This window comes from Streptomyces sp. NRRL F-5126 (assembly GCF_000721265.1).
Lineage (GTDB): Bacteria > Actinomycetota > Actinomycetes > Streptomycetales > Streptomycetaceae > Streptomyces.
The window spans coordinates 233,418-248,175 of the sequence record NZ_JOFZ01000004.1 but is presented as its reverse complement, the minus strand read 5'-3'; the positions used below and the strand labels follow the sequence as shown (position 1 = coordinate 248,175).

Genomic DNA, 14,758 nt, shown 5'->3' with positions numbered 1-14,758 from the left:
ACGCTCGCGGAGGGCGCCGCCACCGCGCAGGGCGGCCCCGGGCGGTGGTGGCGCCTCTCAGTGGACCGCCTGCTCCTCGCCGACGGGACCGGCGGCGGCCGGTGCGCCGGCGGCGGCCGCGTGGCCCGTCCAGCGGATACGGGTCGCGCAGAGCGTGACGACGAGCGCGCAGCAGGCCACGGCGCCAAGGCCCCACACCAGGCCGGCGCTGTTCGCGACGAAGCCGATGAGGGGCGGCCCGCCGAGGAGGCCGGTCGTGCCCATCGCGGCGACCAGCGTCAGCGCCTCCGCGCCCTGGGCCGCGGCCGCCACGTACACGCACGGCGTCACGGCCGCGATGCCGAGGCCCACGCACGCGAAGCCGATCAGGGCGGGTACCGCTCCCCCGGTGAGCAGGGCGAGTGCGAGTCCCACGCCGGCCACCGCGCTGCCGACGCGGACGATGCGCCCGTCGCCCCAGCGGCTGCGCCATCCGTCGGCGAAGAGCCTGGCGAGCACCATCATGCCGGAGACGACGGCGATGCCCATGGGTGCCAGTTCCGCCGAGGCCTTGGCGACGTCCTTCATGTACAGCGCCGACCAGTCGTTCATGGCGCCCTCGGTGACGGTGCCGAACGCCATGGCGCAGCACATCCAGAGCGTCATGCGGGTCGGCAGGGTCCACCGGGAGCGGGCCTTCGTCCCCGTGCCCGCCGCCTGGGTCTCCGGCTCGTCCGCGGCGGGTCCCTCGCCCTCGGGCAGCCCCTGCCTCGCGTACACGACGAGCAGCAGCAGGACGGCGGCCGCCGCGCCGAAGTGGGCGATGACGGCCGGGTTCACCGCGTTCATGGCGGAGGCGAGCAGTGCGGCGCCCAGCGAACCCGCGCTGAACGTGGCGTGGAGCTTGGCCATGGCATTGCGGCCGTGCCTGACCTCAAGCGCCGCTCCCTGCGCGTTCATGGAGACGTTGAGGCATCCCACGAGCACGCCGTCGCACAGCATGATGGCCAGTGCGACCGGGTAGTTCGGGACCACGGCGAGCGGGATGAGCAGCAGCGCGAGACATGTGGACGACAGGAGCGCGAGGCGCTGTGATCCCAGGCGCCGCATCAACATCGTCACCAGCGGGAACGACACGGCCGCCCCCACGCCGGTGGCCATCAGCAGCAGGCCGACCTCGCCGGCGGTGAGGCCGAGGTGCGCCTTGATGGCGGGGATCCGGGCCGCCCACGTGGCGTACTGGAACCCCAGGGTGCAGAACAGGGCGGCGATCGCCAGCTGCCCCCTGCGGAACGGATCCTGAACGCGGAGCACGTGCATCAGCCCTCTTCGTCTCGCGATGGCTCGCCAATCGCCCTGTACATGTACACGGCCTTCTCGCCGTAGCCGCCCGGCGGCACGACGCCGTCGTGGGCGGTGAAGCCCTGGGCCGACCAGAAGGTCTCGCTGCCGGAGACCGCCACGAGCGAGATCTGCTCGTACCCGCGCTCGGCCGCCGCCCTGGTGAGCCGTCCGACGAGGCGGCCTGCCAGCCCCCTGCGGCGCAGGTCCTCGGCGATCACGATGTCGTGCAGGTGGAGGTTGCGGGAGTCGAAGGCGACGTCCTCGGCCTTCGCCAGGTCGGGGTAGCGCGCCTCGGGGTAGGGCAGCGCCAGCAGGTAGCCGGCCAGTCGCCGTCCGGTGTACAGGACGAAGCAGGTGGGCGGCGACGCCCGCACGCGCGACCGGAGGGCCGCCCGCCCCTCCGACAGGCCGGCGGCGGTGTAGGCGCGGGACTCGAGCGCGACGATGGCGTCCCAGTCGTCCTCGCGTACGTGCCGCACGCGTATGTCCTCAGCGATGTCGTGGTCCATCTACCGGACGCCCTCCGCGGCCACCCGGAGCCGGCCCGTGGCGCCACCCGGGTCTGCGCCGCCGCGTACGAAGGCGACGGGCAGTGGGGAGAAGCCGTTGAATCCCTGCGTGGTGTAGCTGGTCGCGTAGGCGCCGCAGGACAGCACCCACACGGGGTCTCCCGAGGCGGCCTCGCGCGGCACCTGGACGAGGCCGCGGTCGTACGCGTAGGCGTCGTCGCTGTCGCAGGTGGGTCCCGCGATCACGGCAGGCACTGTCTCGGCGCCCTGGTGCGAGGGGAAGACGACGCGGTACTGCAGCGCGTCCATCTCGTAGAGGCCGTTGAACTTGCCGCAGCTCAGGTAGAGCCAGTGGTGCCGCTCGCCGTTCAGCTTCTCGCGCGCGGTCAGCCGCGCCACGTGTGCCCGGATGGCACCGTGGTCGGCGACGAGGTAGCGGCCCGGTTCCACCATGAAGTCGAGGTGCCGGCCGCACAGTTCGCGCAGCCGCTGCATGCCTTCGCGGATCACGGCGAAGATCTTGTCGGTCGGCGGTTCGAGCGGCCTGCCGTGCTGGTCGAGGTAGCCGGTCGCAGGCAGGCCGCCGCCGAGGTTGATGTGGCCGAGGCGCGTGCCGCGCCGGAGCAGGGCGGTGGCGACGTCGGCGAGCCGCTCGAAGGCGGCGTGCCAGGCCTCCGCCGTCATCTGCTGCGAGCCGACGTGCACGGACAGGCCGGCGGGGACGAGTCCCGACTCCTTCGCCGCCGTCATCACGCGTACCGCGTCCGCCGCGGAGCAGCCGTACTTGTTGCTGAGCCCCCACAGGGCGCCGTCCCCGTCGGTGGCCAGTCGGCAGAACACCCGGGCGCCCGGGGCGTGTTCGGCTATCGCCCGTACGTCCGCCAGGCTGTCGGTGGCGAAGTCCCTGATGCCGAGGCGGTAGGCGTCGGCGATGTTGGCGTCGGACTTGATGGTGTTGCCGTAGTGGATGCGCGTGAGCGGCACGCCCGTCCTGATCGCCTGGACGATCTCCTGCGGGCTCGCCGCGTCGAACCCCGAGCCCCTCGCGGCGAGACACGCGAGCACCTCGTCGACGGGGCAGGCCTTCATGGCGAACCGGACGGCGACGTCCGGGAGTTCGCGCACCAGGGTGTCGTAGCCCTCCTCGATCCCGGTGAGGTCGTAGACGACGCGGTCCTGCGGTGCGGCGGCCAGCGCTGCCAGGAGGGGCGGTCTGTCGCGCGTCATCGGTGATCTCGGGCCGGCCGGCCGGGGGCCGGGGCGAGGTGGGTGGTCCTGCTCGCGTCCATCAGCGGCTCCCATGCTTCGATCAGGAGTGCGAAGTCTTCGATGTCCTGCCTGGCCTCGTCGAGCAGACGCTCGCGGCGCGGCACGAGGCTCTCGGCGAACCCGGCGTACCGGCCGCCCAGTTTCCGGTAGGCGGCGTCGAGCCGGTCGAGGCGCTCGATGTTCTCGGACCGGTCGAGCAGGGTGCTGTCCCTGACGAGTTCGGCGAGTGCCCCGGCGCGTACCCGGAGCCCGTCGTCGAGGAGGGCGTCACCGGTGCGCGCCATCGCGTCGTAGAGGTGGTTGAAGTAGAGCATGGACAGGAAGAACTTCACGAAGCGCGTCTGGTAGGCGGCGAAGCCCTGGTCCGTCCTGCGTTCGCCCGTGTAGAAGTTGACGATGTTGCGGTTGTGGAGCACGCCGGGCAGCGCCGCGTCGTGCACGAGGTGCATCAGGAAGTAGTCACTGCCGATGGTGTCGGTCGCGGGCGGCAGCGGCACGCGTTCGTGCACACCGTGGAAGCTGATGTTGCACATGTCGACCCGCATCGGGTCCACCACGGTCAGTGTGGAGTGGTCGCCGGTGAACGCTTCGGTGCCGGCGCCGCGGAAGGACTCGTCGACGAGGTCGCGCTTCTGCTCGTCGGACCACTCGACGGGCGCCCACAGGCTGACCACGTCGTAGTAGACGTCGCGGTCGAGCCGCTCGATCTCCGCGATGTCGACGGAGAGTTCGCCCACGAAGGAGCCGGCCACCATCGTCACCGGCCTGTGCCCGAGCCGGGGGTCGAGGTCGCTGTCGCCGACGCCGTCCGCCGCGTCGACCGCGCGCTTGCCGAGCGAGCGCAGCTCGTGGTGGACGGGGAAGACGGGCTCGCCGTCCAGCTCCTGGTAGCGGCTGTCCGAGTCCCTGCGGTGCACGGACTCGCAGCCGAGTGCGGCGGCGATCAGGAACGCCCGGTTGGTGCAGGCGCCGTAGGAGACCGCGGACGGCAGCATGAGGTCGAGCATCAGGTCGGGCTTCGTGACGCTGGCGCGGTCGATCACGCGCCGCAGGAAGTCACGCTGGTGCGCCTCGTCGAGGTGGTGCACGACGACGCCGGGCGGCCTGGAGCTCTCGTGCGCGATCCGTGCGTGCTCGGCGAACACGCCGGGCTCGCAGGAGTCCAGGATCAGCAGGTGGACCTCGACGCCGAAGTGTTCGGCGGCGTAGGCGGCCTCGTCGCCGATGGCGGCGATCGTCGCCCCGCATTCCCTGTTGGTGGGGAGTGTCAGACAGATCCGGCGCATTCTCACGCCCCGGCGGAGTCGGCGGCCTGCTCGTCGAACGGCCGCCCGCTCCACGACTTCAGGCCGAGCAGCTTGGCACCGAGGTCGCTCAGCTCGGCCCTGCCGTAGCGCAGGGACTCGTGCCGGGCGGCGTCGCCGAGCAGTGTCTTGTTCCACTCCGGCGTGCTCAGGTCGCGCCACGAGGCGACCCGGGAGCGCCGCAGTTCCTCGTGCGACTCCAGCGCGGGCATCATCGAGAGGTACTGGACCGCGCGCACGCCGCCGCCCGAGACGTTCGGCGCCACGCCGTGGGCGAGCGCTCCGTTCCACAGCAGCAGGTCGCCTGCCTCCAGGTCCGGGCGCACCACCGGGAATTCGTCGCTGTCGTAGGTGGGGCGGATCGGGTCGCGGTCGGCGGGCTGGTCGACCTTCCACCGGTCGAAGTGGCGGAAGAGCTCCGGGTTGCACTGGAACCCGCCGTGGTCGGGCTTGGTGTCGTTGAGGGCGATGATGCCCTGCACCCGCTGCGGCAGCACGCCGAGCGTGGAGTCGATGTCCCAGTGGAGCTTGATGTCGAAGCCGCGCTCGGTGGTGGGTATGAGCGCGCGGTCGCGGGTCTTGATGTTGGGCGGGTTCAGGTTGAGCCGGTCGAGGGTCACCCAGAGCTCTTCGCAGTCCCACAGGTCGACGAACGCGTCGTAGACCCGCTGGGCCTGGCGGCTGTCCCAGATGAGCTGGTGCTGGTAGGCCTCGACGAAGCCGTAGATGTGCAGCTCGCGGTCGAGGTCGGAGCGGTACTCCCGCTCCTCGTACCAGGTTTCGGGGCGCTCCGGGTCGAGGCCCTGGAAGTCCCAGGCGAAGTCGAGCAGCTTCTTGGCGGCGTCGGCCGGGATGGCCTGCTTCACCACGATGTGGCCGTAGGTCTGCCAGAAGGCGAAGTCCTCCTCGGACAGCACCCTGAGCTCGCGCGTCTTGGTGAGTTCGCGCAGCGGCGTCCTCGCCAGGTAGGTGTCGGCGTCCGAGCTGAAGTACGGGACGTCCGAGGATGCTCGGTACAGGTAGTCGGATGCCGTCATGCGATCGCTCCAAGGCTTGAGTGGCGACTTGTTCTGGGCGGGGCGCAGCGCCCCGCTGCCGCGTCCGTGCGCACGCGCCGGGGCGCCCGGTGGTGCGCGGGCACGCCGGTCCGCGTCGGAAGGGGCCGTGGTGACACGTCCGCCGGCGGGTGCCCGGGGCACGGCGGACGGACGGGGGTTGTGGGGTCGGGTCGGGTCAGGTGACGGACGGAAGACGGGCGTCGAGGCCGGGTGGGACGCAGGCCTGTGGCACCGGTCCGCTCGTGGGAACTGTGGTCCTCCGCGAATACAGCACCAGCATCTTGCCCCTCGCCCTTGCCTGTTGCACGTGGTGCCCCCTCAGTGACCGCAGACACCCGCTGTGACGACGTGGTGCCAGGCCAACTGGCGTGAGCGGCAAGGCGGGTTGTCCCATCCGCTACTCGTTCCGCTCACGCATCACTAAAATGGACTAGACCAACGGAGCCTGTCAATACCGGACTCGCCGGTAACCGGGGGTTGAAAAACGGGCATTGCCACAGTGTTCACGCAGAGCGGCGAAGAGGTGACGCAGGCGGCAACGGCGGGCGGCGTCCCGCCCGCCCCGCACGCGGCCGGCGCCGCCCCGGCCGCACGGGACCATCCCTCCCTTTCGTCACCGGCACCCCACCGGACGTGCGACGACACGGCCGTTACGCGACCTGCGCGATGCGTCGACCGGGCACGGACGCGAGGAGAGGACATGGCCTTGACACCGCAGATTGGCCTAGGCCAACATCCCTTGGACCGTACCAATCACACCCGCTGTGATCGACACGCACGCACTGTCCGGAAGGCCCGGTGGATGTCCTCCAGCAAGCACAGCAAGGGGCTGCGGCGACTCGCCCTGTCCGTCCTGCAGCCGGGGTTCGTGGGCACCGAGGCTCCCGACTGGGTCCTGCGTGCGATCGGTGACGGCCTGTCATCGGTTGTCCTGTTCACCCGCAACATCGCCTCCCCCGCCCAGGTCGCCCGCCTCACCGCGCAGCTGCGCGCCGAGAACCCCTCGTTGGTCATCGCGATCGACGAGGAGGCGGGCGACGTCACCCGCATCGAGTCGGCGACCGGCTCGACCCGGCCCGGCAGCTTCGCGCTCGGATCGGTCGACGACGTCGAGCTGACCGAGTCCGTCGCGCGCGACCTGGGCCGGCAGCTCCACGCTGCGGGCGTGAGCCTCGACTACGCGCCGAGCGCCGACGTCAACTCCAACCCGGACAACCCGGTCATCGGCGTGCGGTCCTTCGGCGCCGACCCGAAGGTCGTCTCCCGCCACACCGGGGCCTGGATCAAGGGGCTCCAGTCAGCGGGAGTCGCCGCCTGCGCCAAGCACTTCCCCGGCCACGGCGACGTCGCCGTCGACTCCCACCACGGGCTGCCCAGTTACGACGCGAGCCTCGACGAGATCGCCGCCCAGGCGCTGCCCCCGTTCGCGGCGGCCATGGAGGCGGGCGTGCGCGCGGTCATGAGCGGCCACCTCCTCGTCCCCGCGTACGACGCCGGCCTGCCGGCCACCCTCAGCCGCCGCATCCTCGTCGGCCTGCTGCGGGAAGAGCTCGGCTTCGACGGCCTGGTCGTCAGCGACGCCATCGAGATGGGCGCCGTCACGGACCTCTACGGCATCGGTGGCGCCACGGTCCGTGCCGTCGACGCAGGGGTGGACGCTATCTGCGTGGGCGGCGAGAGCGCCGAGGAGGCCACCACGGAACTCCTCGTCGAGTCGCTCGTCGGGGCCGTCGCCTCGGGTGCCCTCGCCGAGGAGCGCCTCGCCGGGGCCGCGGGCCGTGTCAGGGCGTTCGCCGACTGGGCGGCGGCCCTCGGCCGGGGAGTCCCGGTCGACCCGGTCAGCGGCGACATCGGCTACGCCGCCGCGCGGCGGGCCGTCAGGCTGAGCGGCCCGTCAAAGGATGCCCTTCCGCTGGCCGCCGCTCCCCACGTGGTGGAGCTCGTGCCGGCCACGAACCTGGCGATCGCCAAGGAGACGCCGTGGGGGGTGGCCGCGCCGCTGCGCGAGCGTCTGCCGGGCACCACGTCCGTCCGCGCGCACCAGGACGAGTTGCTTGACGGCTCCACGTTCCTGGCCGACCACGCGCTGGCGCCGGCGTCGGGGCGTCCACTGGTCGTCGTCGTCCGGGACGCGGCCCGGCATCCCTGGATGGCCCGGGCCCTGGCGGAGCTCTCCTCGGCCCGCCCCGACGCCGTCGTGGTGGAGATGGGCCTGCCGGGCGCGTCCGCCCCCGGGGCCGTGCGGATCTGCACCCTGGGCGCCACGGCCGCCTCGGGCGTCGCCGCCGCCGAGGTGCTGGCCGGGACGCGGTAGGCCTGTCGTGGCCGGCGGCCACCGCCCGCGGAGGCCGGCCGGCCCGGCGCCTATGCTGGCCACGGCGTCCCGGTGATCATGACGGCCGGGGCGCGAAGCCACCGCGACGGGCCGGGAGAGGGAGGCGGGCGCGACGATGTCCACCGCTGTGCTGCGCTGGGACGACTACCGCACCATGCCCTGGAAGAACGGCGGCGGCACCACCCGGGAGGTCGCGTCGGCCACGTTCCCCGATGCGGGAACCGCCGGAGCCGCGGCGTCGGCACCCCGGGCCGCCGAGGCCTTCGACTGGCGGGTCAGCGTCGCGGACGTCGCCTCGGAGGGCCCCTTCTCCGCCTTCCCCGGTATCGCTCGCGTGATCACTCTCGTGGACGGTGCGGGCATGGTGCTCACGGTGGACGGCACGCCCCACCGGCTCGAACCCCTCACTCCCTTCGCCTTCCCCGGCGCGGCCGCCACGGGCTGCCGGCTGCCCGGCGGCCCCGCACGGGACATGAACGTGATGACGCGTGAGGGGCACGCGGCTGCCGACGTGTCGGTCCTCCCGGTCGACGGCCGGTGCGGCCTGGCGTGTGCACGGGAGGAGACGCTGCTGGTGATGGCTCTCTCGGGCGGGCTGCGCCTCATCGTCGCAGGACAGGACGCCACGCCGCTCGGCAGGCTCGACTGCGTCCGTCAGGAGGGCGCGGGGACGGTGCGTGTGGAGGGCGGGGGAACGGTGGCCGCCATCAGGATCGCGCCCGTCCGCTGACGCCACGGCGCGCCGAGACACCCCTTCGCGGCTCGCCCATCCGACGAGGCGTCAGGTCACGCGATCGGGGTATCCGGCTCCCCGGACGGGTGTGACGGCGCACGGAGCACGGGCGAGACGAGGGTGGGCGTTCCATGGACGATCCTGGCCGGACGACGACTTCACGCGGCGTGGGTCTCGGCGCCCCCGGCCGCCTCTGCCCCGTGCACCGTGCTCCCCGCGATGTCAGGGCGCGGACCCTGCTGCGGGCGGCACGGGTGCTGGCACTCACGGGCGCGGCGGGCACGGTCCTGTGGGGAGGACGGAGCAGGGCGGCGGCCACCGTCGGCGGCGGGCTGCTCCTCGCGGGGTGCGCCTGTGCCGGGTACGGGATCGCCGTCGCGGGCCTCGCCGCGGCCGGCGACACGGCGACGGCCGCCGCACTGCACGAGGCGGCCGGTCACGAGGCGGCCGGTCACGAGGCGCAGGAGCGCGCCCGCCGGGCACGCGGCCATGCGGGGTCCTGACCGGACCGACGGCGATTCCTCTGGTCTCTTCGAATGAATTCATGTTTGGTTCGGGCGGGCCGGGCTACCTACGCGGTGTCTGCGGCGGCACACCGTACGCGCGCGAACAGACACCCGGGAGAGTGGATGGCAGCAGCGGAGTCCTCCGGCACACCGGCGGAAAGCGGCGAGCAGGAACTCGTCGGGGTCACCGAGAGGCCCCCGCCGAACACGCCCGTGCTGCCGGGAAACACCGCCCGCCTCCCGTCGTCCCCCGTGGGCAACCGGCTGGCGAACTGGCTGACGACCACCGATCACAAGGTGATCGGGAACCTCTACCTGACCACGGCCTTCTGCTTCTTCCTCGGCGCCGGGCTCATGGCGCTGGTGATGCGTGCCGAACTGGCGCGCCCCGGGCTCCAGATCGTCTCGTCCGAACAGTATGACCAGCTGTTCACCATCCACGGCACGATCATGCTGCTGCTGTTCGCGACGCCGACCTTCGTGGGCTTCGCCAACGCGATCATGCCGTTGCAGATCGGTGCGCCCGATGTCGCCTTCCCGCGCCTGAACGCCTTCACCTACTGGCTGTTCCTGTTCGGGGGCCTGCTCGTCGTCTCCGGGTTCCTCTCCCCCGGGGGCGCCGCGGACTTCGGCTGGTTCGCGTACGCGCCCCTGAACAGCGCGGTCCACTCCCCCGGTGTCGGGGGCGACCTGTGGGCGATGGGGCTCGTGGTCTCCGGTCTCTCGACGATCCTCGGCTCGGTCAACTTCATCACCACGATCATCTGCCTGCGCGCGCCGGGCATGACGCTGTTCCGGATGCCGATCTTCACGTGGAACATTCTGTTCACGTCGATCCTCGCCCTCTTCGCCTTCCCCGTGCTGACGGCGGCGCTGCTCGCCCTGGAGGCCGACCGCAAGTTCGGTGCGCACATCTTCGACGCGGCGAACGGCGGGGCGGTGCTGTGGCAGAACCTGTTCTGGTTCTTCGGGCACCCCGAGGTCTACATCGTGGCGCTGCCGTTCTTCGGGATCATCACCGAGGTCATCCCCGTGTTCAGCCGGAAGCCGACCTTCGGGTACGTGGGCCTGATCGGCGCGACGGTGTCCATCACGGGGCTCTCGGCCATCGTGTGGGCGCACCACATGTACGCGACGGGTGCCGTGCTGCTGCCGTTCTTCTCGCTCGCCTCGTTCCTCATCGCCGTGCCGACGGGCGTGAAGTTCTTCAACTGGGTCGGCACGATGTGGCACGGCGCACTGTCGTTCGAGACCCCGATGCTGTGGGCGATCGGGTTCCTCGTCACCTTCCTGTTCGGCGGCCTGACGGGGGTGCTGCTGGCGTCGCCGCCGATCGACTTCCACGTCACGGACTCGTACTTCGTCGTCGCGCACCTGCACTACGTGCTGTTCGGTACGGTCGTGTTCGCGACCTTCGCCGGGTTCTACTTCTGGTGGCCGAAGTTCACGGGCAAGATGCTGGACGAGCGGCTCGGCAAGATCCACTTCTGGACGCTCTTCGTGGGCTTCCACACGACCTTCCTGGTGCAGCACTGGCTCGGGGCCGCGGGTATGCCGCGCCGCTACGCGGACTACCTGGCGGCCGACGGGTTCACGACACTGAACACTGTCTCCACGATCGGGGCCTTCCTGCTGGGCCTGTCGACGCTGCCGTTCCTGTACAACGTCTGGAAGACGGCGCAGTACGGGCGGCGGATCGAGGAGGACGATCCCTGGGGGTTCGGCCGCTCGCTCGAGTGGGCGACGAGCTGCCCGCCGCCGCGGCACAACTTCCTGACGATGCCGAGGATCAGGTCCGAGTCGCCCGCCTTCGACCTGCACTACCCGCAGGTCAAGGAGATCGAGGCCGGGCACCGGCCGGCAGGAGAGGAGGGCCGCCGTTGAAACGGGAGGCGATCCTCTTCGGCGGTGTCACGGCCTTCTTCGCGCTGTCGGCGCTGATCTACGGATGGTGGTCGGCGTACGACCCCGCCGGAACCGCCGCGCTCACCATTGCCGCGCTGATGGCGGCGCTGATCACCTTCTACCTGACCTACCAGTACCGACGGGGAGGCACCCGGCCGGAGGACGACGACGAGGGCGACATGGCCGACGGGGCCGGTCACCCGCTGGGCTTCTTCCCGCCGAGCACCGCGTACCCGGTGCTGACGGCGGTCGGGGTCGCGGTGACGGCGCTCGGTGTCGCGCTGGGACTGTGGCTGTTCTTCATCGGTGTGGGCGTCCTGATCCCCGGCGTGTGCGGGTTCGTCTTCCAGTTCGGCGACCGGCACACGTGACCCGCGCGACGACGCCCGTCACCCTCCGGGACGCGTCCGTCCTGCGCCTCCCCCGGAATCCGCCAAGAATGTGAGGAGCCGTGACGTGCCCGCGCAAGGGTGGACGTGCCGCGAGAGAGAGGCGCCATGACCGAGGAACAGCCCGCACCGGCCGACCTGCGCAGGACCGGCATCCATCCGGACTACTGGTACCCCCTCGCCGTCTCGCGCCGCGTGCGGAAGAACAGGACGTTCGCCACCGCCTTCGCGGGCGAGCGGATCGTGCTGTACCGGACGGCGAGCGGCGCCGTGCACGCCCTGGAGGACCGGTGCGCGCACCGCCAGGTGCCGCTGTCCATGGGCGTGGTGGAGGGCGAGGCGCTGCGCTGCTGCTACCACGCGTGGGCGTACCGCGGCAACGGGCGCATCTCCCAGATCCCGTACCTGCCCAAGGGGGCGGAGCGTCCCCCGCGCGGCGTGCGCTCCTATCCGGTCAGGGAGGCGTACGGGCTGGTCTTCGTCTTCCCGGGCGATCCGGCGAAGGCCGCGGCCGCGCCCTTCCCCGACCTGCCCGAGTTCCGTTCCCCCACCCACCGGACGATGACGTTCTCGCGCACCGTCAAGTGCCACTACTCGTTCATGCACGAGAATCTGCTCGACATGAACCACCAGTTCCTGCACCGGGGTGTGCTCGGCAGGATCCAGCCGAAGCTGCTCGGGTACGACACGGGCCCCTCGCACGTCGAGGCGCGCTACCTGTTCGTCCCGGCGGGCGGCAGGAAGGACCGGGGCGCGGGCCTGCTTTCGGGCGAGGGCTTCAGCGGCGGGAACACGTCCGACGTCATCACGATCAGGACCGGCTACCCCTACCAGACGCTCCAGGACGTGCCGGAGCGGTCCCAGCTGCCCGCGTTCTCCCTGTGGGCCGCGTACGTGCCGGAGGACGCCGAGCAGCGCGTCAACCACGCCTACGGGCTGCTCATGATCGCCAAGCCGCCGGTGCCCGGCGCCCTGGACCTCGCCTGGCCGCTCATCCGGCGCTTCACGGAGCGGGTGTTCGCGCAGGACCGGATGGCGGTCGAGGCCGAGCAGCGCGCCTGGGACGAGCAGGGCGAGGACCGCAACCAGGAGGTCTTCCCGCTGATCCTCGACGTCCGCGACGTGCTGCGCGCGAACGGCGTACCGCTCGGCCCTGTTCGGGCCGCCGGCGCCGGCGCGCCGCTGTGCGGCGGCGCACGCGCGCCTCAGGCGGGCTCGCCTGTCGTGACGGGCGGGCTCGCCTGAGGCCGGCTCCGGGTCAGCCGCAGGTCACCTGCGGGTCGGCCCAGTCCGCGTGGTCGCTGTCCGCGCCGTCCCCGCCGTCGGTGACGACGAGTTGCACGCTGCGCACGCCCGTCAGGTCGGCGTGCAGCGGCTTCGGGCCGTCCGCGTTGGTCAGGACACCGCTGTCGGCCACCTGCTCGCCGTCGGCGACGATCTCGAACTCCACGGTCCCCTTGCCGTTCTTCTCGTCGTCGACGCCCACCGTGGTGTCGAGCTCGGTGCACGCGCCGCCGAGGTAGTACGTCACGGTGCTGGGGGCGTTGGTACCCAGGCCCTTGGCGTAGACGGTGCCGCCGATGGTGATCGGGTTCCCGTCGCCCGCGGCCGCCTCGCCGTTGCTCGTGTCCTTCTCCACCGGCCCCCAGTCGTTGGTGGCCGACGTCCAGTCGAGGTCGCTGAGGTAGCTCGTGCCGGACGGCGGGAGAACGGCGACGAGGACGCTGCCCGCGAGCGGCAGCCTCGTCTTCGCCCGGCTGCCCGGATGGGTGTAGGTGACGGTGCCCGGCAGGTCGTAGTAGCCCGGCTTCGTGCCGGCGGGAACGGTCACGCGCCACGACGTTCTGAGGGTCTTCCCCCTGGGCAGGACCCGGGCGCCGCTGCGCCCCGCCGCCTCGACGCGCCAGCCGTCGGGCGCGTCGAGCGCCACCTTGACGCCGGTGGCGGGTGCGGAACCCAGGTCGGTGGCGTACGTGCCGACCGTGCCGGTGGCGCCTGGCAGGAGGGCGTCGGCCCCGGCCGCAAGACCGGCGTCGAGCAGCGGCGGGTCGAGCCGCGAGGTGTGGCCGGCGCCGACCCTGAGCAGGACGGTGCCGTGCGCGGGGACGGTGGCGGCGAGGGTGCCCGCGGAGTTGTAGGTGGTGTGGCTCCACAGGTCGCGCACCTTGTAGCCGCCCCGGCGCGGGAGGCCGGCCGCGGTGGCGGTGGTGGAGATCCGCTGCGCCTGGTCGCCCGCGTTGAACAGCGCCACGGCCCGGTCACCGTTGGCGAGTTGCTTGGTCATCACGTAGCGGCCGCCGTCGGACGACACCACCGTGGCCTGCTTGCCCAGCGGGTCCTGGTCGAGCGCGATGACGTCCTTGTTGCCGAGGATCGCCAGCGTCTGCGGGGTGGCCTTGCGCAGGTCGGTGCCGATGAGCAGCGGCGAGTCCATCATCGACCACAGCGAGAAGTGGCTGCGGTACTCGGTGTCGGTCATGCCGCCGTTGCCGACCTCCAGCATGTCCGGGTCGTTCCAGTGTCCCGGGCCTGCGGCGGAGGCGAGTGGCATGTTGGCCTTGGCGATGTTCAGCATGCTCGACCAGCTGTCGCTGATGTCGCCTGTGGTGCGCCAGGAGTTGCCGACGTCCCCCGCCCACTCCCAGGGGTTCTGCTGGCCCCATTCGCACAGGGAGTAGACGATCGGGCGGCCGGTCGCGGCCAGCGCGTCGCGCATGGCCGTGTAGCGCTTGACGTAGTCGGCGCGCGTGCCGTCGCTGTTGTTGTTGCAGTTGTCGTACTTGAGGTAGTCCACGCCCCAGTCCGCGAACGACTGGGCGTCGGTGCTCTCGTGGCCGAGGCTGCCGGGGTAGCCCGCGCACGTCGCGGTGCCGGCGTCCTCGTAGATGCCCAGCTTGAGCCCCTTGGAGTGCACGTAGTCCGCGGTGCCCTTGATGCCGTCGGGGAACTTCGCGGGGTCGGGGACGAGGCGCCCCTGGGCGTCCCGGCTGTGGGTCTGCCAGCAGTCGTCGATGTTGACGTAGGTGTAACCGGCGTCCTTCAGACCGGAGCTGACGAGGTAGTCGGCTGTCTGCTCGATCAGCTGCTCGCTGACGTCGCAGCCGAAGGCGTTCCAGTCGTTGAAGCCCATAGGGGGTGTGCGGGCCAGTCCGTTGTCGAGTGCGGCGGCCGGAGTCGCGGTGACGGCGAGGTCGGCGGTCACGGCCGCCAGGCTCGGCACGCCCGCCCACATCGCGCAGGCGGTCACGCAGGCGAGCAGCCTGCGGACAGGTCTTGGCATGGCAGTCCTCTGTTCGCGGTGAATTCAACGGAAAGCAACAGAGTCGAGCATTTTCTCACGCGACCTTACGGTAAAAGCGGTGACGTGACTTTGACAAGACCCGTGCGCCGGGCAGCCGGAAGCGGCCATTCGGGCACACGTCGGCGC

The 14,758-nt window shown here is 71.5% G+C and carries 12 protein-coding genes; 6 read left to right on the top strand and 6 right to left on the bottom strand.

Annotated features, from left to right (window positions below; genetic code table 11):
* Nucleotides 1-57: 57 nt before the first annotated feature.
* From IH48_RS0109570 to IH48_RS0109550, 5 genes are read right to left on the bottom strand one after another with little or no spacing between them, the layout of a single operon-like run.
* Nucleotides 58-1,416 carry an MFS transporter gene (locus tag IH48_RS0109570; RefSeq protein WP_324604297.1) on the bottom strand — a complete coding sequence of 453 codons (1,359 nt, stop codon included), beginning with the start codon at nucleotides 1,414-1,416 and terminating at the stop codon, nucleotides 58-60.
* The gene (locus IH48_RS0109565; RefSeq protein ID WP_234434190.1) at nucleotides 1,299-1,832 is read right to left on the bottom strand and encodes a GNAT family N-acetyltransferase; all 534 of its coding nucleotides are present in this window, start codon (nucleotides 1,830-1,832) and stop codon (nucleotides 1,299-1,301) included. The genes IH48_RS0109570 and IH48_RS0109565 overlap by 118 nt, the downstream gene beginning before the upstream one ends.
* The gene (locus IH48_RS0109560; RefSeq protein WP_030901797.1) at nucleotides 1,833-3,059 is read right to left on the bottom strand and encodes a type III PLP-dependent enzyme; all 1,227 of its coding nucleotides are present in this window, start codon (nucleotides 3,057-3,059) and stop codon (nucleotides 1,833-1,835) included.
* A complete protein-coding gene (locus IH48_RS0109555) occupies nucleotides 3,056-4,387 on the bottom strand; it encodes a DUF6271 family protein (protein ID WP_030901794.1) in 1,332 nt (443 codons plus the stop codon). The genes IH48_RS0109560 and IH48_RS0109555 overlap by 4 nt, the downstream gene beginning before the upstream one ends.
* 2 nt (nucleotides 4,388-4,389) lie before the next feature.
* Entirely contained in the window at nucleotides 4,390-5,442 is a 1,053-nt protein-coding gene (locus tag IH48_RS0109550) for a phytanoyl-CoA dioxygenase family protein (protein WP_030901790.1), read from the bottom strand.
* A gap of 823 nt (nucleotides 5,443-6,265) precedes the next feature.
* Between IH48_RS0109550 and IH48_RS0109545 the strand changes: the two genes are divergently transcribed.
* The 6 genes from IH48_RS0109545 (at nucleotide 6,266) to IH48_RS0109520 (ending at nucleotide 12,576) form a co-directional block, all read left to right on the top strand.
* Complete coding sequence (locus IH48_RS0109545; RefSeq protein WP_030901787.1) at nucleotides 6,266-7,777, top strand: glycoside hydrolase family 3 protein; 1,512 nt, start codon at nucleotides 6,266-6,268, stop codon at nucleotides 7,775-7,777.
* 136 nt (nucleotides 7,778-7,913) lie between these two features.
* Nucleotides 7,914-8,528, top strand: a complete 615-nt coding sequence (locus IH48_RS34900) for a HutD family protein (RefSeq protein ID WP_030901784.1) — start codon at nucleotides 7,914-7,916, stop codon at nucleotides 8,526-8,528.
* Nucleotides 8,529-8,662: 134 nt separating this feature from the next.
* Nucleotides 8,663-9,034, top strand: a complete 372-nt coding sequence (locus IH48_RS0109535) for a hypothetical protein (protein WP_158710269.1) — start codon at nucleotides 8,663-8,665, stop codon at nucleotides 9,032-9,034.
* 126 nt (nucleotides 9,035-9,160) lie between these two features.
* Nucleotides 9,161-10,921 carry a cytochrome c oxidase subunit I gene (gene ctaD / locus IH48_RS0109530; RefSeq protein ID WP_078849586.1) on the top strand — a complete coding sequence of 587 codons (1,761 nt, stop codon included), beginning with the start codon at nucleotides 9,161-9,163 and terminating at the stop codon, nucleotides 10,919-10,921.
* A complete protein-coding gene (locus tag IH48_RS0109525; protein WP_030901778.1) occupies nucleotides 10,918-11,313 on the top strand; it encodes a cytochrome c oxidase subunit 4 in 396 nt (131 codons plus the stop codon). Before ctaD ends, IH48_RS0109525 begins: the two co-directional genes overlap by 4 nt.
* Nucleotides 11,314-11,439: 126 nt before the next feature.
* Complete coding sequence (locus tag IH48_RS0109520) at nucleotides 11,440-12,576, top strand: aromatic ring-hydroxylating oxygenase subunit alpha (protein ID WP_051839465.1); 1,137 nt, start codon at nucleotides 11,440-11,442, stop codon at nucleotides 12,574-12,576.
* Between the two features lie 13 nt (nucleotides 12,577-12,589).
* Here the strand turns inward: IH48_RS0109520 and IH48_RS0109515 are convergent, their stop codons facing one another.
* A complete protein-coding gene (locus tag IH48_RS0109515) occupies nucleotides 12,590-14,611 on the bottom strand; it encodes an NPCBM/NEW2 domain-containing protein (RefSeq protein ID WP_051839463.1) in 2,022 nt (673 codons plus the stop codon).
* Nucleotides 14,612-14,758 lie beyond the last annotated feature (147 nt).